Raw genomic sequence first — 21,910 nt, forward strand, 5'->3', positions numbered from 1 at the left:
AGCGTGTGCACATCGGCAAGACTTTGTTCGCTCAAGTCATGGAGTTCGTGCCATGGACCAGCTTCGCTCGCATCGTGCAACGCTACGGCGGCAACTCGGGCGTGCGCACGCTGTCTTGCGCCGAGCAGTTCCGCACCATGGCGTTTGCTCAGCTGACGTGGCGAGAGAGCCTGCGCGATATCGAGGCCAGCCTCTCGGCCAACGCCAACAAGCTCTATGCCATGGGCTTTCGCTCGGCCGTCAGACGCTCGACCTTGGCCGATGCCAACGAATCGCGCGATTGGCGCATCTGGTCCGATCTTGCGGCTGTGCTCATTCGGCGTGCGCGCAGGCTCTACTTGGGCGACTCCGTGCTCGGCGTGGAATTGGACAACACGGTCTATGCCCTGGATTCCAGCACCATCGATCTGTGCTTGAGCTTGTTCTCCTGGGCGCCGTTCCGCTCCACCAAGGCGGCGATCAAGCTGCACACGCTGCTGGACCTGCGCGGGGCCATCCCCGCATTCATCCACATCAGCGACGGCAAGCTGCACGACGTGAACGTGCTGGACATGCTGGTCTTCGAGCCCGGCGCGTTCTACGTGATGGATCGCGGCTACGTCGATTTCGAGAGGCTGCATACACTGACTCAGGCCGGCGCCTTCTTCGTCACGCGTGCGAAGTCGCCAATGGATGCCAGGCGAGTCTATTCGGCGCCGACCGATCGCAGCACTGGCATCATCAGCGACCAGCAGGTCATGCTCAATGGGCACTACTCGGCCAAGAAGTATCCCCAGCACCTGCGGCGCATTCGATTCAAGGACCCCGAATCGGGCAAGACGCTGATCTTCCTGACCAACCACATGGCCTTGCCGGCGTTGACGATCGCCGCGCTGTACAAGAGCCGCTGGCAGGTCGAACTGTTCTTCAAGTGGATCAAGCAGCACCTGCGCATCAAACACTTCATGGGCAACAGCGAGAACGCGGTCAAGACGCAGGTCTGGTGCGCCGTGGCCACCTACGTGCTCATCGCCATTGTCAAGAAGGAGCTTCAACTCGACGCCTCTCTCTACACTTGTCTACAGATCTTGTCGGTCTCCGTCTTCGAGAAAACCGAGCTTTCATGCGCCCTGCAGGCCGATCTGTCCCAAACCGAGCTACCCAACACCGCTAACCAGTTGAATTTGTTCAACTTTTAACCGGACAGCAGTGGAGGAGCGCGATCAATCAAGAATCGCCTATGAGAGCGATTCAACTGGTGGGGTCACGCCGCTGAGGACATTGGAGAAGCGTTTGATGGAAAGCCCGGATACCAGTGGGCAAAGTCATCGCGCAGCTGGCCATCGATCACGCGCACCCGTACCTGCAGCAGCAGGTGCGCGCTGCGCGGATCCCAGCGCATCTGCTGCGACTTCGACATCCGTTTGTCGATGAGCTGGTTCACCGCCGACTCGACGAAGGCGCTCGAGACGCGTTGGCCCGATCGATAGCGCCGTCCATAGTTGGGCAGCGAGTCTGCGTTGTTGCCCAGGTAACCCAGCAGTTCGAGGGTGATCTTGCGAAGTCGACGCGCGAGCGGCTTGCGGCACACCGTCGATTTCCCCAGGACGTACAGCATCGCGGACATCTTCCGCATCGCTTCCTTCGCTCGACCATGCCAAAGCCTCCACTTCAATCCGCCGGCTAGTCTCGACAACCAATCATGGTCGGCGGGCCGCAGCTGACTGGCCGTCGCCTGGCTGTGTACGACGGCGTTGAGCGCTGCGATCCTTCGTCGAAGGTGGTACCAGTCCAGGATATGCCTCGCACGCGGCAGCGTCGACAGCTGCCACTGGCGAAGTTGAATTTCCCCGTCGGTGAAGACCTCGATCGAGCTGTCCTGTCGCCCGAAAGCGGACAGGACACCTCGCACCCGCTCGTGCGAATGTGGGTCAACGGATCGAACGAACGCCACGCTGCGCTGACCGGCGCCCGCTCGCATAGCCCGCCCGGCCACGACCTCAAACGATTTCGCCTCGTCCGGGTGGCAAAGCCGCAGGTAGCCGCCGTCCAGCCCGACCGTGGTGACGTTCGAGTCGCTGTTCGTGCCGACTGTCGCTGGCTGCACCTCACGACCCTGTGCATCAAGTCGCCGGCCGACATGCAGCGTGTGTCGTCGCACCGCGCTCGGCGAATTCGCCGCAACCACCGGCAACAACATCTCAAGCAGCTCCGACGATCTGGCATAGGGAATTGTTGCGGCCAGGCGGCTTTGAACGTACTCCAGCTCCGCCGAAATCCAGCGCCTGCTTCTTCGTTGGCTGGGCGCAGTGCTGCAGTTGCAAGAACACTCGCATCTCCGCCAGCGCGGCACCTTCACGACAACGCTGCCAAACAGGCTGCGGTAATGGACGTTGTGGAAGTCCTTGATCGAACGACTCGATCCGCAGACTTCGCACCGGCGCTCGGCGGTTGAAAGCGACTGGACTTGACGCGTCACGATCTGGTCTTGCAGCCGCGCGAGCAGCGCCTTGGAATCGGCCAAACCCAGTCCCAGAGTTTCAATGCTTGGCTGCGCGTCAACCTCCAGCGTCAGCAGTGACAACTCGGACGTGCCGGAGCCATCGGAGATGGCGAGAGTGACTCGGATCTGCATGGCCAAGCTCCAGAGGCGCACAGGAAGTCCATTCTCCGGCCACCGGGTTCGAGGTTCGCCTTCACATGTTAGTGGCCGCACACCCCACCAGTTGAATCACTCTCCTTGACGGCTGTGCCTTCGGCACCCGCCTGCGCCAGCTCCATGCCCTTCACCGCCAACCGGTCGCGCAACTCAGCTTCAACCGCGCGCGCGGACTCGCGCACTTGGTGCAGCTTCTGGAGCTCCGCCTCCAGCCGCCTTGCCGCCGCTTCCTCGCTTTTCGCCCGCCGCTGCTGCTCCCTGGTCAACTCGGCCTCCAGCGCCTTGGCCGTTTGCCGGGCCCGGTCCACCTCGGCCAGCATCCGCTTCTCCTGGCCGGCATGCCGCTCTTCGGCCTGGCGCAGGTCCTGATCGCGCGCTGCCACCGCCTCGGCATGCTCCCGACGCATGCGTTCCTGGGTTTCCCCCGCCTGAGAGAGAGGAGGGCGGTCAGCCGCTTGATGTCGTCGTCCAGCCCGATGCGCACCCGGTGTGCCTCGATCGCGTGCTCCTTGAGCTGCAGTTCCAGGGCTTCACGAGCCTGTTGCGAGGAGGCCAGCGCCGCATCAGGCTCGCCCGCGCCTGCGCAAAGGCTTCTTCGCGCTGTGTCAGCACTGTCTGCGCCTCGGCCAGGGCGTCTTCGCGCGCCTGGAGCTCCGCACGAACTGATTCCAGCTCGCCGCGCTGAACTTCCTCGGCCTCGCGCCGCGCCGTCTCCCAGAGCAGCCGCGCGGCGTTGCGCACGCCCATCGGCATGCCGTCCGGACCGTTGCCGGCAGGACGTCCCGAAGCGGAACCCGCCGTCGAGCCCACCAGCCGCTCGCCAAGCGTTGCAAACCAGCGCTCGAGCATCGGGCTCAACTGCAACTCTCCAAGGTCAAGCTGTCTCACCCATCGCGGACTGTGGCTCTGGCCGATTGATAAGCTGGCGCAAGCTATGTCAAGGCGATCGAGGGCTGAGGGCCGATACGGTGGTCTTCGCAGACCCGCCTCGACCGTCGCTAGTTGCTGCCTACCAATTGAGCCGCACTCCGAGCCTGCCGTTGACGGCATGGCGGTCGCTCGCGCCGCGCATGTAGCCGACCTGGGCATAGGCGGTGGCGCGGCGCGTGAGCTGTGCGCTGAAGCCCGCCGCCAGCTCCACCCAGGTGCCGCCCAGGTCCGAGCCGAAGGGCAGGAAGCCCGTGGCCGACGAGAACTCCGTCTTGTTGTCGCCCATGAACTCGTGCCACAGGTTGGCGCGCAGCCAGGTGGTCAGGAGCCGTGGCTTGTCGCCCTCGTCCAGCGCCCACGTCCTGGCGAAGCGCGCACCCACCCGCCCGGCCAGCGACTCGGTGGTCTGGAAGCGCACGATCGCCGCGACATCGGCCGAGTCGTCCAGATTGATTCGCTGGTACGTCAGCTGCGCCTGTGGCTCGGCGATCCAACCGCCTCCGATCTGGATTGGATAGCCGCCTTCGAGCGAGGAGGCCCAGCCGCGTCCCTTGGTGGAAAGTGAGATCGGGCTCGCGGGGCCGGCCACGCGCGACGACTGCGCCTTCACGTCCTCATACCAGGTGACCTGTGCGATGCCGTCGACGTACCAACCCGAAGCACCGAAGCGGGTTCCGTAGAGACCCAGCGTGTGGGCGTCGAAGCTGTTGGTGCCGGCGCGCGTGCCGTTCGCGTGTGTCACGTCGCCCGACATATGACCGCTCGCGCCATAGATGCCCGCATGATCGCGCCGGCCATCTTCCCGGGCCTGGCGGTAGACCTCCAGGCCGACCTGCGCTGCGGAGATGTCGTAATCGAACCTCGGGCCGTTGCTGTAGATGGAGCCGTTGCCTTGCCGGCCATGCGTGCCGAGGACGCGGCCCCAGCCGCCGTTGACCAGGGTGCGCTTCGCATCGAGCGCTTCATTGCCGCGCAGCTGCTCCTGCTCCCCGACCCGCTCGTGCATCGAGTCGAGCAGCATGCGCCCGTAGATCTGGACCATCGAGGGCACGGCGGTGTAGAGCGAGACCTCCTGGCGGTAGTTGGGCGTGCTCGATCCGGATGGGCTGAGCGGCAGGTTCGAGCGCAGGTACCAGTCCTGAGCATCGCTGCCATCGGCGCTGCCGCGGTAGAGGGTGTACTCGTACGCGCCTGCCAGGGCGGGGGCGCTCAGGGTGAAGGCGCCGGCAGCCGTGGTCGCGCCGTTGGTCGCATCGACGACGAGGATGCCGTTGCCGGCGGTGAGCGCGCCGCCGCCGCCGATGTTGGTGACTTTCAGGCTCGAATTGCCGGTAGCCGTGCCGCCGTTGACGATCAGCCGGTCCGAGGGCGAGCCATCGGTGCCCAGGTAGGCGTTGAGCGCGAGGGTGCTGCCGCTGTTGCCCACATAGTTGCTCACCGTCAGCGTGTTGCCGATGCCCCTGCCGCCCACTTGCGCGAGGCTGTTGTTGACGAGCGTGCCGATGCCAAAGTTGCCTTTGGCCGTTCCGGCGGCCGCGAGGGCATCCGCCACCGCGATGGTGCCGTTGTTGGTAATCGTGCCGGCGACCCTGCCATAACCGCCGAGGGTGGCGCCCGCGGCCACGGTGCTCGCGCCGCCGTCGGAGAGTGCCGCGCCGGCGTGCGATGCATCGCCGACCACGAGCGTGCCGGCCGTGACCGTGGTGCCGCCTGCATAGGTGCTGACACCGTTGAGGGTCAAGGTGCCGCTGCCCAGCTTGACGAGGGCGCCCACGCCACTCAGCGCGTTGTCGGTTGCGATCGCGAAGGCTGCGTCGTCGATGAAGGCGCCGCCGCTCTCGATGTTGAGCTCGCCCGCATCGAAGCCGGAGATGAAGCTCGCGTTGTTGCTCCTCGCGCGCAGGATGCCGCCGTCGAAGTTGACCTGCGCCGTGCCCGTACCGCGCTTGAGCGCCGGCGTTTCCAGCACGCCCTGATTGCCCGAGGTGGCATTGAGATTGACGGTGGCAGCGCCCGAAGCTGCCACTACCGCGCCGCCGGTGGCGATCACCTTGCCGCCGTTGTCGACAGTGAGGGAGCCCGTACCGGATCCGCCCGCCGTGATCGTGCCGTTGGCCGTCCAGGTCGAGCCCGAGCCAGTCACGGTAGCCGAACCGACGCTGGTGCTGGCGTTGCCGATCGTGGCTGCGCCGCTGGTGAGCGTGGCGCCATCTTCGACGAGGAGCGCGCCGTTGCCTGCGTCGCCCACGAGAAGCGTGCCGCCGTTGGTCCAGTTCGATCCCGGGCCCGTCACGGTGACCGTGCCGGTGCCGGCGCTGGTCTGGCCGAGCACGGTGCTGCCGCTGATCAGTGTGCCGGCGGCACTCACCGTGGCCGTTCCGATCGCGGCGTTGCCGACGGAGAGGCTGGCTGTCCTCGCGGTCGCACCGTCCGACACGAGCAGCGAGGCGTCACCACCCGCGCCGATGAGCATGCCGCCGGAAATGTTCAAGGAGGAGTTGGTGCCGTCGACGGTGACGCTGCTGCCGCCACCGCCGCTTCGGATGCCCGCCAAAAGGCTGGTGGTGCTGGCCTGGCCGCCGGTCAGGATCGCGACATGACCGGCCGAATCGGAGCCGATCGCGATGCCCGCCGTGTCGGTCCAGGTGGCGCCGCTCTGGACGGTCACACTGGAGCCTCCCGATGCCGCGCTGGATGCGATGTCCGTCCCTGCGGATGTCAGCGCTGCGCCATTGCTGAGCGTCAATGTGCCGGGTGCGGCCACGCCAACCCAGAGCCCGCCAGTGCCCATGGCCAAGGTCGAGCCAGCCCCGTCCACCGTGACCGCGCCGGTCGAGCCCGCCCGGTTGCTGATAAACATCCCGGTGCCGAAGGACACGTCCGCACCGTTGGTCACAGCGAGACTGCCGGTTCCCGAGAGACCCACCACCAGCGTGCCCGTACCGCTGAGGCTCGAGCCGGCCCCGTCCACGGCGACCGTGCCGCTGCCGCTGTTGGAAGCCCCCAGGATCACCGTGGTGCCGTTCACCGCGCCGCCATCCGTGACCGAGAGCGTGCTGCTCCCGGAATCGCCTACGACGAGCCAGCCATTGCTGATCGTCAGCGTCGACCCGCTGCCCGCCACCGTGACGATGCCCGTCGAGCCGGATATGTTGCCGAAGGTGGTGGCGCTGGTCCCGCCGCTGACGACCGCGGCGCCATTGCTGATCGCCAGGTTGCCGGCTCCCGCATTGCCCACGGTGAGGCCGCTGGCACCGGTCAAGGTCGAACCCGAGCCATCGACCGTGACGGTTCCGGCGGAGCCGGAGACATTGCCCACCACGATGTTGCTGCTGGTCGCCACATCGGCCCCGTTGGCAATGGAGAGGGTGCCGGTGCCGGCGCTCCCGACGACCAGCACGCCGGTGCCGTTCACGCTCGAGCCGACACCGTCCACGGTCACCGTGCCCGTGCCCGTGCTGGTGTTGCCGATGATGAAGGTGGCGCCGCTGACAGCGCCCCCTCCGATGATCGACAGCGTTCCGGTCCCCGAATCACCTACGGTGATCGTGCCGCTGCCGGTGAACGTGGACCCGCTGCCATCGACCGTGAAAGTGCCGGTCGTGCCCGCCACGTTGCCGATCTGGACATTGCTGTTGCTCGTGAGTGTGCTGCCATTGCGCACGACCAACGCGCCGTTGGCCGTGTGCCCGACGATCAAGGCGCCGGTCGCACCGGTGGCCGCGGAAGAGGTGCCGAGCGTGGCGATGCCGGTACCGTTGCCGATGATGGTGAGCGTGCCGGCGGCCGGCACCCCACCCGACCAATTGGCAGCGGTGGCCCAGTCCCCGGTGGAAACGTTCCAGATGGACTGGGCCAGTGCGGCCGACGGGGCCAGCATTGAACCGACAGCGCCTCCCAGCAGCACGGCCGCCATGGCCCGCTGAATCAGCGAGCCGCTGCGTTTGCCCCGCGCCACCGCGTGCTCGGAAGCGACGACCCAAGTTCCGGTGCGCGCGTTCCAGACTGTCCTGTGGACCTTATTCATGCTTCCCCCTCGTAAGCCGACCATTTTTTTACCGCGATGTCACCCGTCGGCTTCTTGCTGGGTATGTGCTCGACAACGCGGCACCCCAGACCTCATGTGCAGTTCGACATGACGTCGCAAGTGAGCGTCAAGTCATCTGCACGAGATGACTCTAAGTTACGAATTGATGCGCTGACGGTCGCAACGTGTCGCAATTTGCGAAATGGAGGCGAGTGTGGTCTGTGCACTACGTCTGCCGGCGACTATGGCTCTAAAGGCTCAGGCACGCTGCGCGCTGGTGCAGGCACCGCCGCGTCACTACCAGATCTGGCAGGGGGGCACTCCCGATTTTCTCAGCTAGACAGCGCGCCATTAAGGTCGGCCTGCAGGCGGACAAGCCTCAGATCATTGCTCGAGAGAAGCGGCCGCGCGTACCGCGTTCAAGAGCTGCATCCGGCGGGAGCGGCGGCTGACACTGGATATTGGACGCGTCCAAAAACTGTCCAATATCGAGACCAAAAGAAGAAGGCCTCGCTACCGATCTGATAGCGAGGCCTTCAATGCCTATGCGGCTTTGTAGTGGCTCCTCGACCTGGGCTCGAACCAGGGACCTACGGATTAACAGTCCGTCAGTCAAAACGTGGTTGCGCCAAGTGACCAACGATGAAACCTCTCCAGCACCCTCGGCTCAAGGCTTCCGCCGTCGACGTGCGGAGGGGTCGCTCTTCGCGGCTGACTGGCTGACCAAGGTCTCGGCCAACATCCGCCGCGTTTTCTCATGCGAGGCTTTTTCATCGTCGATCCGGACCTGGAGCGCTTCGACGCGCGCCGCGAGCGCTTCTGCCTGGGTCCGCGCCTGCGCCAGGTCGATGCCTTGGGCGGCGAGCTGCTCGCGCAGTATGGCCTCGGCTTGCCGCGCCGCTTCCCGAGCCTGGTGGAGTTTCTCGAGTTCGGATTCCAGTCGCTTGGCCGCCGCTTCCTCGCTCTTGGCGCGCCGTTGCTGCTCCCTGGCCAACTCGGATTCCAGCGCCTTGGCCGTTTGCCTGGCCCGATCCACCTCCGCCAGCATCCGCCGCTCCTGTACAGCGTGCCGCTCCTCGGCCTGACGCAGATCCTGATCGCGCGCGGCCATCGCCTCGGCGTGCTCCCGACGCATCCGTTCCTGGGTTTCGCCCGCCTGAGAGAGGAGGGTGGTCAGCCGCTTGATGTCATCGTCCAGGCCCATCCTCACCCGGTGCGCCTCGATGGCATGCTCTTTCAGTTGGCGCTCCAGCGCCTCGCGAGCCTGCTGCGAGGAGGCCAGCGCCGCATCGAGGCTCGCCCGCGCCTGGGCGAAGGCTTCTTCGCGCTGTGTCAGCACTGCCTGCGCCTCGACCAGCGCGTCCTCGCGCGCCTGAAGCCCCGCGCGCGTCGATTCGAGCTCGCCGCGCTGGACTTCCTCGGCCTCGCGCCGCGCCGTCTCCCAGAGCAGCTTCGCGGCGTTGCGCACGCCCATCGGCATGCCGTCCGGATCGTTGCCGGCGGGACGCCCCGAAGCCGAGCCTGCCGTCGACCCCACCAGCCGTTCGCCGAGCGAAGCGAACCAGCGCTCGAGCATCGGGCTCACGGTGTTGGGCGAACCCCGGCCGATCTTCTGGCGCACGCGCTCGATCGTGGGCCGCAGGCCCTCGGACAGCAGGACGTCCGCCGCGCCCCAGACGTCGTCTTCCTGGATGCCTCGGGAGAGTGTTTGTCGAATTTCAGCCATTTGACCCTCGTACTTTCCGTAAACGACCGCCCTGCCCCGCCCAACATTTACCCTCGATAAGGGATGGTTATCGGGACTTATCGATGTATGATGTAGCAAATCATACGTGATATGTATCGAAATGGCCATGAACGCACCGCCGTCCAAACCCGCCGATGACGGGCCGAGCGCGCCCGCCCAGCCCCCGCTCCCGGCGCAGCACCCGCTGGCCACCCTGGCCGAGCGCCAGGCCGTGCTCGATCCCGCACGGCTGGCCTCCACCGCCGAAGACGCCGCGCGCGCGCTGCTGCGCCAGGGCGAATCGGTCAACACGCGCATGTCCTACGGCTCGGCGATGCGCTACTGGTGTGCCTGGTACGCCGCGCGCTACGGCCACGCGCTGTCATTGCCGGTGCCCGTGCCGGTGGTCATCCAGTTCATCGTCGACCACGCGGCGCGCCGGCACGAGGATGGCGATGCGGATCGCGATGCGGAGGGTGACGCGAATGGCGGCGCGCAGGACAACGGCATGCCCGACGAAGGCGGCCAGGCGCGCCATCGCGAGCCACCCGCCGTCGGCCCGCGGCGCAAGGCCAGCGCGCTGGTCAGCGAGCTGCCGCCGGACGTCGACCAGGCGCTGGTGAAGAACGGCTACAAGGCGCGCCTCGGACCGCCGGCCTTGAACACCCTCATCCACCGCATTGCGGTGCTGTCCAAGGCGCATCAGATGGCCTACGCCGGGACCACCCGGGCGACGCGCGCCTCGGCGCCCTCCTCCGGCCCCGGCGGCCCAGGCCGCGCCACACCTGGCGTGCCCAGCGGCCAGAAGCTCGCGAACCCCTGTGCAGACCCCCTGGTGCGCGAGCTCCTCGCGCGCACCCGCCGCGCCTACGCCCAGCGCGGCGCGCGGCCCAAGCGCCAGCGCGCGCTCACCAAGGATCCGCTGCAGCTCTTGTTGGCGACCTGTGACGAGTCCCTGCGAGGAAAGCGCGACCGCGCCCTGCTCCTCTTTGCCTGGGCCACCGGCGGGCGCCGCCGCTCCGAGGTGGCCGCCGCCACTCTGGAAAACCTGCAGCGGGTGAACGCCGAAGCCTTCGTCTACACCCTCGCCCACTCCAAGACCAACCAGCGCGGGGAGCTGCGGCCCGAGGATGTGAAGCCGCTGGTGGGCAGCGCCGCAGCGGCCATGACCGAATGGCTCGCGGTGCTGAAGGCGCACGGCGTCCAGGAGGGACAGATCTTCCGGCGCATCCGCAAGGGCGGTCACCTGGGCGAGCCCCTCGCCCCCGCGGCCGTGCGCGACATCGTCAAGGAGCGCTGCGCGCTGGCGGGCATCGAAGGCCGCTTCAGCGCGCACTCGCTGCGCGCCGGCTTCGTCACCGAGGCGGGCAAACAAAACATGCCGCTGCCCGAGACCATGGCCATGACGGGGCATCAGAGCGTGGCGACGGTCGTGGGGTATTTCCGAGCGGAGAGCGCGCTCGGGAGCAAGGTCAGCCGGATGCTCGACGAGGATGAACGGCCCGCGAAACCATAAAGATCGCCGGCGTGCCTATGACCGCCTCCCGCCGTGCCTCCCAAACGCAGTGAAGTCCGTCGCAGATCGGTCGCTTGACAGGATATGGTGACGTAGATACATTAATATCTACATGCGCCCTCCGCTGAAAACCACCTGGGAGCCCACCATGCAGCAACCCACCGCCAAACTCTTCGCCACCGGCGGCAGCCAGGCCGTGCGCCTGCCCGCCGAGTTCCGCTTCGAAGGCACCAGCGAGGTCTATATCCGCCGCGACGAGAACACCGGCGACATCATTCTGTCCAAGCGCTCGCCCGTGGACTGGCAGGCGTTCATGCAGCTGCGCGAGCAACTCGGCCCGGTACCGGAGGAGTTCCTGGCCGATCGCGAGCAAGGCGAGCAACAGCGCGACCCCTTCGCGGACTGGAAGGAATGACCCTCTACATGCTCGACACCAACGCGGCGAGCGAGGCGCTGCGCGGGCATCCCGCCTTCGATGCCCGCCTGCAGGCAGTGCCGCCCGGCCAGTGGTGCATCTCAGCCGTGACCTGTTCCGAAATCCGCTACGGCGTGGCCAGGCGGCCCGAGGCGGTGCGTCTGCACCGCCTGGTGGACGAGTTCCTGCGCATCGTGCCGATTCTGCCCTGGGACGCCAAGGCGGCACACCGGCACGGCGCGCTGCGCGCCGACCTGAAGGCGCGCGGCACACCCATCGGCGACTTCGACGAAATGATCGCAGCGCATGCGCTCGCGCTCGGCGCCGTGGTGGTCACGGACAACACCCGGCACTTCGCGCGTGTCCCGGGCCTCGTGATCGAGAACTGGCTGCGGCCTTCGGGCGACCATTGAAAAAAAGAGCGCCACTTGGAAGCCACCCCCCCGCTATCGCATCGATGTACCGGGCCTGCGCGCGAAGCACGTGACGCCCAGCAGATCGAGTTGCTCGGCTCTCTCGATGAGGACTGAACGTCTGTGAGCGCCGGGCTGTTAATCGGTGTGCTCGTGCTTTGTGCGCTGATGACTCCCTTCGACAACACCCTCAGCCCCCGCTTCGGGCAGATCGCCGGACCAGGCCGGCCCGCGCCCCTATCGATGTGCAGCCGCGCGGGCGCAAGGTCGATCTGCTCGCTTGCGGCCCCGGTCATGGCTCAAAGACGCAGCGGGAGCGGACGCGCTGTGGACAAGCGGCGCACCTCGCTCAGGCGTGAATCGCATTTCGAGAAGCGAGTTGGCACCGAAAGGGCGCTTCACCAGTGAGCAGGTCTGTTTGTGCAGTGCACCATTTTTGAAAAGTCAAGAATCGGTTGTCCCCGCTGCCAGTGCATGACTCTGTGGATAACCGATCGAGCGGCGCCTCGGAGCCGCACCGCGCCTCGCGGGCCGACGGGGTGCTCAGCGAATGGGCAGCTTCAACTTTTTTTGGCGTTCCTGACGATTGATCAATCGAACCGTTCGATGGCAGACGAATGGGACCGAGCTTGATCTTCACGTTGGGAACGCATACCCGCATCCGCAGTGCATCGCATCCGCAAAGGCCGGTTCAATCTCGGCCGTCTGCGCCAGAGCGGCCGAGCTGCGCCCGCGATCTGGAACGCAGTGCTGTCGGTCTGACCGGCGCAACGCATTCACGATGCATCGTTCGCTGGGGCAGGCTTCCTCGATCTCGGACATGGAAAGCGGCAGCCTGGACTAATCGTACTTTTCGTGCAGATTGGTGCGCTTTCGCCTGAAACCCAGCATCCATGCGGGTTTCCGGCTGACGCCTCCCCCTCGGGATGCTCGGCGCACTGAGTCAACGGCAGCCGTGACGGTACATTGACCGTCCACCTGCCTTGCCCAATGCCATGCCCGCCTTCGCCCTGCGTTTCGTCGGCCAGGAGGCCTTGCCGCCCGGTCTGGCCATCTAGAAATCGCACTACCCCACCTTGGTTCACCACGTTGAAGACGTGACCTACTTCGCTTCCACGCGACCCAAAGACAATCGTTCGGTGGCCTGGCGGATCTCGTCGCTCGGGTACTCGATCGCTTCCTCGCCCATGCGCCGCCGCAAGTACGGGTGCACCATGCCGCCTTGAATGGGACCCGGCCGGACGATCGCGACCTGGATCACCAGGTCATAGAAGGTGCGCGGTTGCATGCGCGGCAGCATGCTCATCTGCGCCCGACTCTCGATCTGAAATACGCCGACGGTGTCAGCCTTGCAAATCATTTCGTAGGTGGCAGGATCCTCGGGCGGTACGTCCTGCATGCGCATCGGCGGGCCGCCGGCCTTCTCACCGGCCAGGTCGAGCGCGCGATGGATAGCGCTCAGCATGCCGAGCGCGAGGATGTCGACCTTGATGAGGCCCGTCGAATCGAGGTCGTCCTTGTCCCACTGGATGATGCTGCGGTTCTCCATCGCGGCGTTCTCGACTGGCACCAGGCGGCTTACCTTGTCGCGGCCGATCACGAAGCCACCCGGGTGTTGGCTCAGGTGGCGCGGGAAGCCGCGGATAGTGTCGGCCAGCGTCAGCCACTGGATCACGGCGGGATCTTTCGAGTCGATCTCGTTCTCAACGAGGCATGCCTCGCTGATCCACTTCTCGTCGGTGCCGTAGGCGGTCTTGGCAAGAGCCTCGACCTTGTCGATCGGAATGCCCATCGCCTTGCCCACGTCACGCAACGCCGATTTGGTCCGGTAGGTGATCGCGACGGCTGTGATCGCGGCGCGGTCGCGGCCGTACTTGTCGTAGATGTACTGCATCGCCTCTTCGCGGCGCTGGTGTTCGAAATCGACGTCAATATCCGGCGGCTCTCTGCGCTCGACGGAGATGAAGCGCTCGAAGAGAACGCTCATGCGATCGGGGTCCACGTTCGTGACTTCGAGGCAGTAGCAAACCGCGCTGTTGGCGGCGGACCCGCGTCCCTGGCAGAGGATGTTTCGGTCGCGAGCCCAGTGCACGATGTCAGCAACTGTCAGGAAGTAGCTCTCGTATTCGAGCTGGGCAATGATCGTGAGCTCGTGCTCGATCTGCGTGCGCACCTTGTCCGGCAGGCCGTTCGGGTACCGGCGTGCGGCGCCCTCGTAGGTGAGCTTGCGCAGGTGAGATGCGGGTGTCTCGCCGTCGGGTACGACCTCGCGGGGGTATTCGTACTTGAGCTCTTCCAGTGAGAACGTGCACATGCTGGCGACCCTGACGGTTTCCTCCATCCATTCGCCCGGCACCTGGGCCATCAGCGCCGCGCGGCCACGCAGGTATGCCTCAGCGTTGATCTGCAGCGCGAAGCCAGCGGTCGCGACCGTCTTTCCGATGCGCACCGCGGTGAGCACGTCCTGGACCTTCTTGCGCTTGCTGGTATGCATGACCGGGCTCGAGCTGGCCACGATCCGGATCCCCGTTCGCTGGGCGACCTGCTCGACGATCCACAGGCGCAGCTCGTCGTCCATCAGAAGCGGCCGCGGCGCCACGAGCCAGGCGCGGTCCGGAAACCAAGTCTTGAGCCACATCGCCTGCGCGAAGAGCGATTCCACGGTGGCGTCGGGCTCAGGCAACAGCAGCGCCAAGCATCCCCGCAAGCCGGCCAGGTACGGCGCCTGGATGTTCTTGCCATCGACGTCTGTGACGAGGGCGCTGTAGCTACCCTTGGCGGCCCGTGGGCGCGCGAGCGTGATGCATTCGCAGAGATTGCCCCATCCGAGCTTGTTTTGCGCCAGAAAAACGATCCTGGCGTGCGGATGGCCGCTCTGGATTGTCAGCAGGATCTCGCTGCCGCAGATGAAGTGCAGGCTGGCCTCTCGCGCCGCCAAGTGGGCTCGCACGACGCCGGAGACCGAGTATTCGTCGGTCAGCGCCAGGGCCGAGTACAGCTTGGCGGCTGCGCGCTCAACCAGTTCCTCAGGCTGCGAGGCTCCAACGAGGAAGGTGAAGTTCGACCGGCAATGGAGCTCGGCGTATGGGGGCGGCTCGAACAATACTGGATATAAACCCAGTATTCTCCGCCTTTCGAGTTGGTCGAGTTGCGTGCCGCCAATCCGTTTTTATGCAAACCAATGGCCTTGGAATCGTTTTTATGCCGCTATGAACGATTTCTGGCTAGGATGGGGAAATGGAACAGAAAACATCGCGCCCACAGTCGCGGGGGGCCGGCGGCGATCCGATCGGCGGCGCGTGGCTCGCTCGCGAGTTCGATCTCGAACTGGTCCAGCCTCTCCACGTGCGCAGTGAGATCGGGCCTCGCAGGCACACGGTACACCATCCTGATCACCGCCGAGAAGTGCACCAGGAACACATGCGGCCGGATTCCACCTTGCCGGCTCACCTGACTTTCATGCTCAAGCACGAGGGTGCGCATTTGGAGCTCCTGGCGCGCCTATTTGACCGTGTGGATCCGCAGCAACTCGCCGCATGGGTGCGCTCAGAACCGACTGGGCAATATGCGCGCCGCGCGGGGTTCCTCTACGAGTGGATCACACGGCGCGAACTCGATGTCGAGAGCGAATTGATGGCCGGCAAGTACGTCGAAGCGCTGGATCCCGACGAGCAAATGGTCGCTTCGACGAGCGTGCCGGTCGGCCGTTGGAGAGTGCGCGACAACATGCCGGGCACCAGCGATTTCTGCCCGACGGTCCGCCTGACGCCTGCCGTTCGCGAGGCCCTTCAGTTTGACCTGGCCGGCGCGCTGGGCCGAGAGGAAGCTGAGTTCGGGGCGGAGGTCCTCCGCAGAAGCGCCGTGTGGATGACGCTTCGGGAGAGCCGCTCCAGCTTTCAGATCGAAGGCGAACAAGACCAGGTCACGCGGGTGCAGCGATTCGCCGCCGTAATGGAGACGCGCACGGGCGCAGGCGACGTCCCTCTGACGCCTGATGCTCTTGCCACGCTCCAGAAAGACATCCTTGGCGACGTGACGACGCTTGCTTCATTCGGCCTGCGGCGCTCCCCGGTCTTCGTCGGGCAGACGGTCCGCTACGAAAACGTTGTTCACTATGTCGCGCCCGACTGGCCCGACGTGGCTCCTATGCTGGAAGGGCTGAGGACCTTTGCCGAGCGAACCAAAGGAGCGTCGCCTACTGCGCGTGCCGCGGTAGCCTCGTTCGCGTTCGTGTACATCCATCCTTTGGCCGACGGCAACGGCCGGGTGCACCGCTTCCTGGTCAACGACGTACTCCGGCGCGATGGCGCGATTCATGCGCCTTTTATCCTCCCCATCTCCGCATTGATCACGGAGCACTCCATTGAGCGGGCGCGCTACGACGAGGCCCTCGAAGCGTTCTCGCGACCGCTGATGAGCCGGTATGCTGAGCGATACAGCTTCACAAGGGAGCCCGTGAAGCAAGCTGACGGGGTCATGTCGAACTTTCGCTTCGACGCATACGCAGAGGCTCGGCCGGCCTGGCGCTTTCTCGATCTGACAAGCCACGTCGACTACACGGCCGGCCTGCTCCAGCGCACGATCCAGCAGGAGATGCATGCTCAGGCCGCGTTCTTCCGCAGCCTCGGCCAGGCACGCGCGGCTGTGAAGGAAATCATCGAGGGGCCGGACTCTGATGTGGACGCGATCATCCGTTCGGCGCGCGAGAACGGCGGCGTGCGATCGGGCAAGTTGGCGAAGCGCTTCCCTGCGTTGCAAAACGACGCTACCTGGGCGAAGGTCGCGGCCGCTGTCGCTGACGCCTTCGCTCAAGAGCAGCCGGAATCTGGGGAGGACGAGGAGGAAGATCCGGATTCCCGCCGTCCGATCGGCTGACGCGCCAATCGCGCGCGTTCGTTCGCGCTCTTGAACCGCCCGCCCCTTTGCGACCTATCGCGGCCAGGCGTCGGTTCGGCACAATGATCCGATATGAATGAACCCGCTGAAGCAATCGCCGCTCATCCGTACATGCTGAACCTCGAGCGCATCGTGCGTATGGCCCCGCAGATGACTGTCGAAGAGCGCTGGCCGCCTGGGCCAGCGCATGTGCCCGTTGCGCTTCATGCGCTGCCCAATGACATAGTCGACCACGGACTCTGCCCCTGCGCTTGAGATCGGCAGGCCTTGCGCTCTTCGCTGTCGATAGTTCACGAGGTAGCGCGAGCAACCGCGCAGATAGCGGATCAGCCGCCCCAGCGGATTGCGAGCGCCGGCCCAGCCGGTGTCTCGCCGCAATGATTCGAGTCGCTCCAAGCAGCGCGCTTGTTGCCCGTGCCACAACAACCACTTTGCCTTGATCGCGCGCCAGTGCATTTCATACTTTGTGTCGGCGTCTGCCCCTCGCAAACCCGGCAGCGACATCAATAGATGCTGAAAGCGCATCCCGATGTGAAACCAGTCCAATACGCGGTCGGTCGCGGAAGGCGCAGCAGGCGAAGCTGATGTCGTCGCCGCCGTCGCACAAGACGGTCACGGGTACCTCCGGACCGATCCCGATCGATTGCAGGAATGCTTGTTGACGCAAACCTTGCCGGGGATCATGCCCGCATGCGTAGGCATGAGCGTGCGTATGTGGCGTCGCGGGGAAAAAGATCTTCGACGCGATGACCGAAATCCACCGAGTTCCATCGAGCTGGCGCGGCGCCTTGATGTAGCCCGCATCGATCTGTAGAGCGACAGGAGGGCCGCTCAACGGTGGTTCCGAGCGGGCGCGGTGGCGGCCTTGGTGACCATCGTCGCCCGGCGGGCTTCCTGCTCGAGTCGGTTCCCGATCTCACGCACATTAACTTTGACGCTCGAACTGGGAAGCTGGCTTCCGCCCGGGAACGCATCTCGCAGAAAGACTTGCGCGAGGCGGTACGACATGACGCTGGCGTATCGACACTGGAGCCAGATCCACTGGGGATGCACGCGCTGCGGCAGCGCGTGCGCGAGCGGCGAGACCGTTGCCTTGTCATCTGAGCAGAAGCCACACCCACTGCAATGCGAGTAGAAGCGCGGACTGCGCAGGCTCGCCTTGCCAAATGTCGTGCGGTAGACCAAGCGCTTTGTGTCCTTTATCCCAAGCGGCGCACCGCAGGCCAGACAGCGCGCAGATCGGGCGACAAACCGATCGACCTGTTCGTCCAGGACGACCGCCTGAAGCCTTATCAAGAGTGCGTGAGTTTCGCGCATGAACAGCCCCAAGCCGGCTGCCGGCGCGAAACTGTCTTGGCGTTCGACGACACCGACCGTGATGACTTTCGAGGCTGGCTCCCCTCCTCTTCAATGCAGGCCTGGATTGAGATTCGCATTGCGCATCTCCGTTGGTGCACACCATCAAGCGGGTGCGCACTCCATCAGATCAGATACTGCCGGGCAGCGAAGCCAGCCGCAATGACGGTACTCGTCGGACTATTACCCTAGAACAACAGCTGTTCCGGGCTAATAAATCCCCAAACAGCGACCCAGGCGGCTTGCGGCTCGCCAGGCTCTTTGAATCTAAGGTAGGCGACGCAAATGCTCGAACGACACTTGCCCGCGCAGGTTCGGAAGGCATGCACTGCTAATAAATGCTCAAACTAGCTGCGCGCCCCGTCGTCGATCGCGACGCCCGCATCGGACCGGCCTCTCAGGAATGGACTCGGAACGCCAACTAGTTGCGCTCATGCGATTTCCCTAGCGTGGGTGCCGCAGGGCCATCCGTCCCAACGCGGTCACCTTCGTTACCGTCGCCGCCGGCGGTTGGTTGCTCTCGGCTTCTGCTGTAAAGCTCACCCTGATGTAGCCTGCGTCCCTGAGGAACTGCAGCTTTTCCAGGTCCTCATCTGCGGTGACGGCCACGGGCAACTGGGCCTCAGACAGGCTTCGTAGCAGCGAATAGGGCATCGGTCCTCCTTGGAAACTCGGCCCTCTGCGCGCGACGGACCTGGCCACAGCCTCCCTTGGGGGGCGCTCTATCCAGAACTATCGGCAGTCCGATGGGTTTCTTTAGTCCAGGCCGTAACATGGCCGTATGACCAACCCCGGCAACCTCGAAAAGGCGCCCGCTCGGAAGGCGCGGCGGGGCCTGATTGCAGCCCTCTTCTTCGTCGCGTTCGGCGTCCTCGGACTCCTGTTTGGGTTTGGCAGGAGGACCAGTACGGGTGGTGCATTCGGCACCGAGGTTTGTCGTGCTGACTGCGACCGTCGCGAAGATGCATGCCGCTGAAGACCGGCGTCAAGGCGACTTCACCGCGGTATGCCTAAGCAGGCGCGAACCTGCTCGAGCGTCCCGTTGAACCGGGACATTTGGGCTTACGGCGCCTCAACTGGCTCGTCTAATCGGGCGCACAGTCGCTCAACGACGCGTCAAACAGCACGATGACGTTGCCAAGCACGCGCTGAGCATCTTCCTGCTCGACAGTTTCGCACCCAACCCTGGTCCTTCCGCAAGGCGGAACTGTGACGACCCAGCGCCGCCCAGGTTGAGCAAGCTGTCCAGCTGCAAGGCCACCCCAAGCTCCGGGAGCTCCGGCAACGTACAACCATGCCCCGGACCTCTTGCCGACCTCCTCGGCAAAGCTTCTAAGTTTTTCTCGCGGACTTCATCAACCGCGTCAAGCTATCGATGGCGCGGCGCCCCTCGAGCAGCTTGCTGACTTCTTCCCTTAAGTGCTGCAAGGCCTCCTGCACCTCGCGGTATTCTGCTGCTGAGGTCATGTCGAACGACAGGAGTTCGGAAGCAGAAAGCGCCTCCTGTGCAGGCCGGGTCTCGAAAACGACGTGTTGCACCTGCGAGGGTGCTCGTAGCGGGTCCCTGCTGCGTCGCCGACGCACCACCGCCGGCGCGGTCGGCTCAGCAGTCGAGGCGGATGCCTCGGGGCCTCCTTCTTGCGAGCTAGAAGCCACCTTCGATTCAACAGTCTCTCGGCGATAAACCTTGGGTTCTCTCTGAACAGGCGGTGATTGTTCCACCTCAGCCTGGACTGTCGTCAATACTTCAAGAACGCGGCGGCGTTTAACGATGACTGTAGGGGCTTGCGAACGCTGCTCAAAAGCGAAGTTCTCATCAGGCTGAACGTGACGAACGAGCCCGAACTGAGGGGCGAGCAGACCGTGGTTCATCATGGCGGTGGGGGTCTCCTTCTACGAATGTCATTGATCGGCGTAATGGCCAGCTCGGATCGGCATTTACCGGCCACTCGGGGCCTTGCCGAAGGGCGTCTCACACGACCCTTTTGGAGAGTCCATTTTGCTGCGTTTTTCGGCGGTCTTTTGAGGGCTCTTTTTCTCCGCTGGCGGCACCTTCGGGTCACGGTAGCTTGGCCCGTCGAGTTCGAGGCAATAGGCGTTGTGGCGAAGCCGATCGAGCGTGGCTGAAGCGAGCAGGCGGTTGGTGGCGAAGGCTTGGTCCCATTCGGTGTGATCCAAGTTGCTTGGGATGATCGTTGCTGCCTGCTCGTAGCGCTCGGCGATGAGATCGTGCAGATCTTCGTCCGCGGGGGCGCGCAGTGGTTTGAGACCGAAGTCATCGATGATCAGCAGCGGTACTCGCGCCAGCGTGGCGAGCTTGCGCTCGCCAATGGCTGGGGTGGCCGCGTTTGGAACCGCAAGCGGACTGCCCATCATCCTTTTAGGCGCCGGTGGTGGCGCCCTTGTCGCTGCGCTCATCGAAGAGGGCAATAAGCATCGCAAGAAGTAGCGTGGCAAACATAGGACTCGCCAACATGGACCACACGGCGCTTGCATGCGACGCGAACGTCGGGCGTCGTTGCCTGAGCCATGCGCTTGACTCCACTCGGCCATGACCGGACGCTCACAAGCTCGCAAGAACTTGTTCGCCATCCCAGATATGCCAACCGCATGGGTCCTACCAACGGCGCGGACCCCCTGGATTCGGCGCCCGTCAAGGCCTTGTAGCGCTCCGTTACCACCCGAACAACGCGATTCGAAACTGACGAAAGCAGCCTCAAAAAGCCCCACTTTTCCTCAGCTAGTTCACAGCCTTATCCACAGGCCCAAGCGCTTTCCGGCCCGGCCGGCATCAATAATGGATGCACGGCCCCGAGCCCGCACGCCACCCTCCCCAGCTCGGAGGAGCGGGCGCCCTCCCGGCTAGGTGAAATCCGCCGCCACAGCAGTGATTCCCGATGCGACGCGGCCCTTGTATTGACCCAGGACAGCGCCCGCGGCAGCAGCGACCCAAACCGATCCGCAGCATCGAGCCCCGTCCGCCACTGAAAGATCACCATGAAGCAGCCTGCGACCCCGAAAAAGCTCGACCCGAAACTCCAGGCCCCGTCGGGCGAGCTGCTGGCGCTCATTCAGAACGCCTACAGCCAGCTCATCAAGGACATGAGGAAGTTGGGCGGCGGCCTGGTGTCGGAGGTGGACCTCACCGTCACCTTCAAGAGCCAGGCGGGCGTGCACCACTACCTACCGCTGCTGGCGGATTCGACGATCAGCCGGCGCAAGAAGAAGGAGCCGGGCCAGAAGCTGCTGGCCTCCGTGCAGCGCCAGGGCATGGCGTTCTGCGACTGCCTTCTGGAGTTCGGCGAAGAGAAGATCGAACGCATCTACCTGATCGCGCGCTACGCGAACGGCAACGCCTTCACTTACGAGAAGTGCGTACCGGAGGAGGCGATAGCGCTGGAAGACGACGAGGACGATTGAGCGCGCCTCTGGGCTCGAACTGTGCGGGCCGGCCGGCACTCGCCGCTACTTTCATGACGGCGAGCCTCAAGGTGCTGTTAGAGCACGTTGACCTTCTCGTATCTCGCTGAATGCAGCGCCGAGTTCGCTCCCGTATATGCCAGAGTTCGCGATTCCCTTCGACCGCTATACGTCGGAAACGCCTTTGTGCAAGGCCCAAGTAGTGGCGAAATCAAGCTGCTCGATGTCGGTTCTGCGGACGTGGTTCCGGTCGCGGCATCCACAGCAGCGTTCGAGGACTTGCTCATGGAACAGGAGTTCGTTGCTAAGTTCTTCGACGTTCAGCTCGTTGGCGAACTGCTCAGGTCCGGCCAAACCCTGGCCGCCGGCGAGCTGTTCGGATTCAAGCGGCTGCCTGCTTTGGGGGGCGAGTATGTCGTCGACAACTTCGAGCCCACAGACATCGAAGTGCACTTCGGTGTCAGCGGCCAGCTCCAGGCCAAGGTCAGCCGCCTCGAACCTGGGACGGTAGTTCGCTCGGTGACAATCGGGAACGCTGGTCACTCACTAAGACCGCCCCCGGCCAACACCTGA

At 64.7% G+C, this 21,910-nt stretch carries 18 protein-coding genes, 1 tRNA gene and 2 pseudogenes; 8 read left to right on the top strand and 13 right to left on the bottom strand.

The annotated features are described in order from the left end of the window. Positions 1-5: 5 nt before the first annotated feature. The gene (locus ACSQ89_RS33790; RefSeq protein ID WP_436296828.1) at positions 6-1,178 is read left to right on the top strand and encodes an IS4 family transposase; all 1,173 of its coding nucleotides are present in this window, start codon (positions 6-8) and stop codon (positions 1,176-1,178) included. Between the two features lie 65 nt (positions 1,179-1,243). Here the strand turns inward: ACSQ89_RS33790 and ACSQ89_RS33795 are convergent, their stop codons facing one another. From ACSQ89_RS33795 to ACSQ89_RS33820, 6 genes are all read right to left on the bottom strand, one after another. Continuing rightward, positions 1,244-2,614, bottom strand: a complete 1,371-nt coding sequence (locus ACSQ89_RS33795) for an ISKra4 family transposase (RefSeq protein WP_436296896.1) — start codon at positions 2,612-2,614, stop codon at positions 1,244-1,246. A 68-nt stretch (positions 2,615-2,682) separates the two neighbouring features. Further along, on the bottom strand, positions 2,683-3,045 hold the full coding sequence (locus tag ACSQ89_RS33800; RefSeq protein WP_436296897.1) for a hypothetical protein: 363 nt from the start codon (positions 3,043-3,045) through the stop codon (positions 2,683-2,685). A 40-nt stretch (positions 3,046-3,085) separates the two neighbouring features. Continuing rightward, complete coding sequence (locus ACSQ89_RS33805; protein WP_436297269.1) at positions 3,086-3,487, bottom strand: DNA-binding protein; 402 nt, start codon at positions 3,485-3,487, stop codon at positions 3,086-3,088. 160 nt (positions 3,488-3,647) lie between these two features. After that, complete coding sequence (locus ACSQ89_RS33810; protein ID WP_436296898.1) at positions 3,648-7,595, bottom strand: autotransporter outer membrane beta-barrel domain-containing protein; 3,948 nt, start codon at positions 7,593-7,595, stop codon at positions 3,648-3,650. A 559-nt stretch (positions 7,596-8,154) separates the two neighbouring features. Continuing rightward, a tRNA-Asn gene (locus ACSQ89_RS33815) sits at positions 8,155-8,241 on the bottom strand. Positions 8,242-8,262: 21 nt separating this feature from the next. Beyond that, a complete protein-coding gene (locus ACSQ89_RS33820; RefSeq protein ID WP_436296899.1) occupies positions 8,263-9,321 on the bottom strand; it encodes a DNA-binding protein in 1,059 nt (352 codons plus the stop codon). Positions 9,322-9,448: 127 nt separating this feature from the next. Between ACSQ89_RS33820 and ACSQ89_RS33825 the strand changes: the two genes are divergently transcribed. From ACSQ89_RS33825 to ACSQ89_RS33840, 4 genes and pseudogenes are all read left to right on the top strand, one after another. After that, positions 9,449-10,837, top strand: coding sequence for a site-specific integrase (locus ACSQ89_RS33825; protein WP_436293009.1), 1,389 nt, complete (start codon positions 9,449-9,451; stop codon positions 10,835-10,837). A gap of 148 nt (positions 10,838-10,985) precedes the next feature. Beyond that, positions 10,986-11,252, top strand: coding sequence for an antitoxin (locus ACSQ89_RS33830; RefSeq protein WP_093103692.1), 267 nt, complete (start codon positions 10,986-10,988; stop codon positions 11,250-11,252). After that, the gene (locus tag ACSQ89_RS33835) at positions 11,249-11,665 is read left to right on the top strand and encodes a type II toxin-antitoxin system VapC family toxin (protein ID WP_436293010.1); all 417 of its coding nucleotides are present in this window, start codon (positions 11,249-11,251) and stop codon (positions 11,663-11,665) included. The genes ACSQ89_RS33830 and ACSQ89_RS33835 overlap by 4 nt, the downstream gene beginning before the upstream one ends. Before the next feature lie 666 nt (positions 11,666-12,331). Then, positions 12,332-12,427, top strand: a pseudogene (locus ACSQ89_RS33840) (IS6 family transposase); the annotation flags it as partial. Positions 12,428-12,441: 14 nt separating this feature from the next. Here ACSQ89_RS33840 and ACSQ89_RS33845 read toward each other — a convergent pair. Beyond that, the gene (locus tag ACSQ89_RS33845) at positions 12,442-12,798 is read right to left on the bottom strand and encodes a toxin glutamine deamidase domain-containing protein (protein ID WP_436293029.1); all 357 of its coding nucleotides are present in this window, start codon (positions 12,796-12,798) and stop codon (positions 12,442-12,444) included. Continuing rightward, positions 12,768-14,768, bottom strand: coding sequence for a PHP domain-containing protein (locus ACSQ89_RS33850; protein WP_436293011.1), 2,001 nt, complete (start codon positions 14,766-14,768; stop codon positions 12,768-12,770). The genes ACSQ89_RS33845 and ACSQ89_RS33850 overlap by 31 nt, the downstream gene beginning before the upstream one ends. A gap of 134 nt (positions 14,769-14,902) precedes the next feature. Here ACSQ89_RS33850 and ACSQ89_RS33855 point away from each other — a divergent pair, with 134 nt between their 5' ends. Further along, positions 14,903-16,540, top strand: coding sequence for a Fic family protein (locus tag ACSQ89_RS33855; protein ID WP_436293012.1), 1,638 nt, complete (start codon positions 14,903-14,905; stop codon positions 16,538-16,540). Between the two features lie 54 nt (positions 16,541-16,594). Here the strand turns inward: ACSQ89_RS33855 and ACSQ89_RS33860 are convergent, their stop codons facing one another. The 5 genes and pseudogenes from ACSQ89_RS33860 to ACSQ89_RS33880 form a co-directional block, all read right to left on the bottom strand. Then, a complete protein-coding gene (locus ACSQ89_RS33860) occupies positions 16,595-17,107 on the bottom strand; it encodes a hypothetical protein (RefSeq protein ID WP_436293013.1) in 513 nt (170 codons plus the stop codon). Between the two features lie 285 nt (positions 17,108-17,392). Then, on the bottom strand, positions 17,393-17,878 hold the full coding sequence (locus tag ACSQ89_RS33865) for a hypothetical protein (RefSeq protein ID WP_436293014.1): 486 nt from the start codon (positions 17,876-17,878) through the stop codon (positions 17,393-17,395). A gap of 483 nt (positions 17,879-18,361) precedes the next feature. After that, a complete protein-coding gene (locus ACSQ89_RS33870) occupies positions 18,362-18,571 on the bottom strand; it encodes a hypothetical protein (RefSeq protein WP_436293015.1) in 210 nt (69 codons plus the stop codon). A gap of 678 nt (positions 18,572-19,249) precedes the next feature. Further along, the gene (locus tag ACSQ89_RS33875) at positions 19,250-19,792 is read right to left on the bottom strand and encodes a hypothetical protein (protein WP_436293016.1); all 543 of its coding nucleotides are present in this window, start codon (positions 19,790-19,792) and stop codon (positions 19,250-19,252) included. Between the two features lie 63 nt (positions 19,793-19,855). Then, positions 19,856-20,242: pseudogene (locus ACSQ89_RS33880) on the bottom strand (ATP-binding protein); the annotation flags it as partial. 672 nt (positions 20,243-20,914) lie between these two features. Between ACSQ89_RS33880 and ACSQ89_RS33885 the strand changes: the two are divergent. Then, entirely contained in the window at positions 20,915-21,337 is a 423-nt protein-coding gene (locus ACSQ89_RS33885) for a hypothetical protein (protein ID WP_436293017.1), read from the top strand. A 240-nt stretch (positions 21,338-21,577) separates the two neighbouring features. Further along, positions 21,578-21,910, top strand: a complete 333-nt coding sequence (locus ACSQ89_RS33890; protein ID WP_436293030.1) for a T6SS immunity protein Tdi1 domain-containing protein — start codon at positions 21,578-21,580, stop codon at positions 21,908-21,910.

The organism is Variovorax sp. LjRoot175 (assembly GCF_964253805.1).
GTDB lineage: Bacteria > Pseudomonadota > Gammaproteobacteria > Burkholderiales > Burkholderiaceae_C > Variovorax.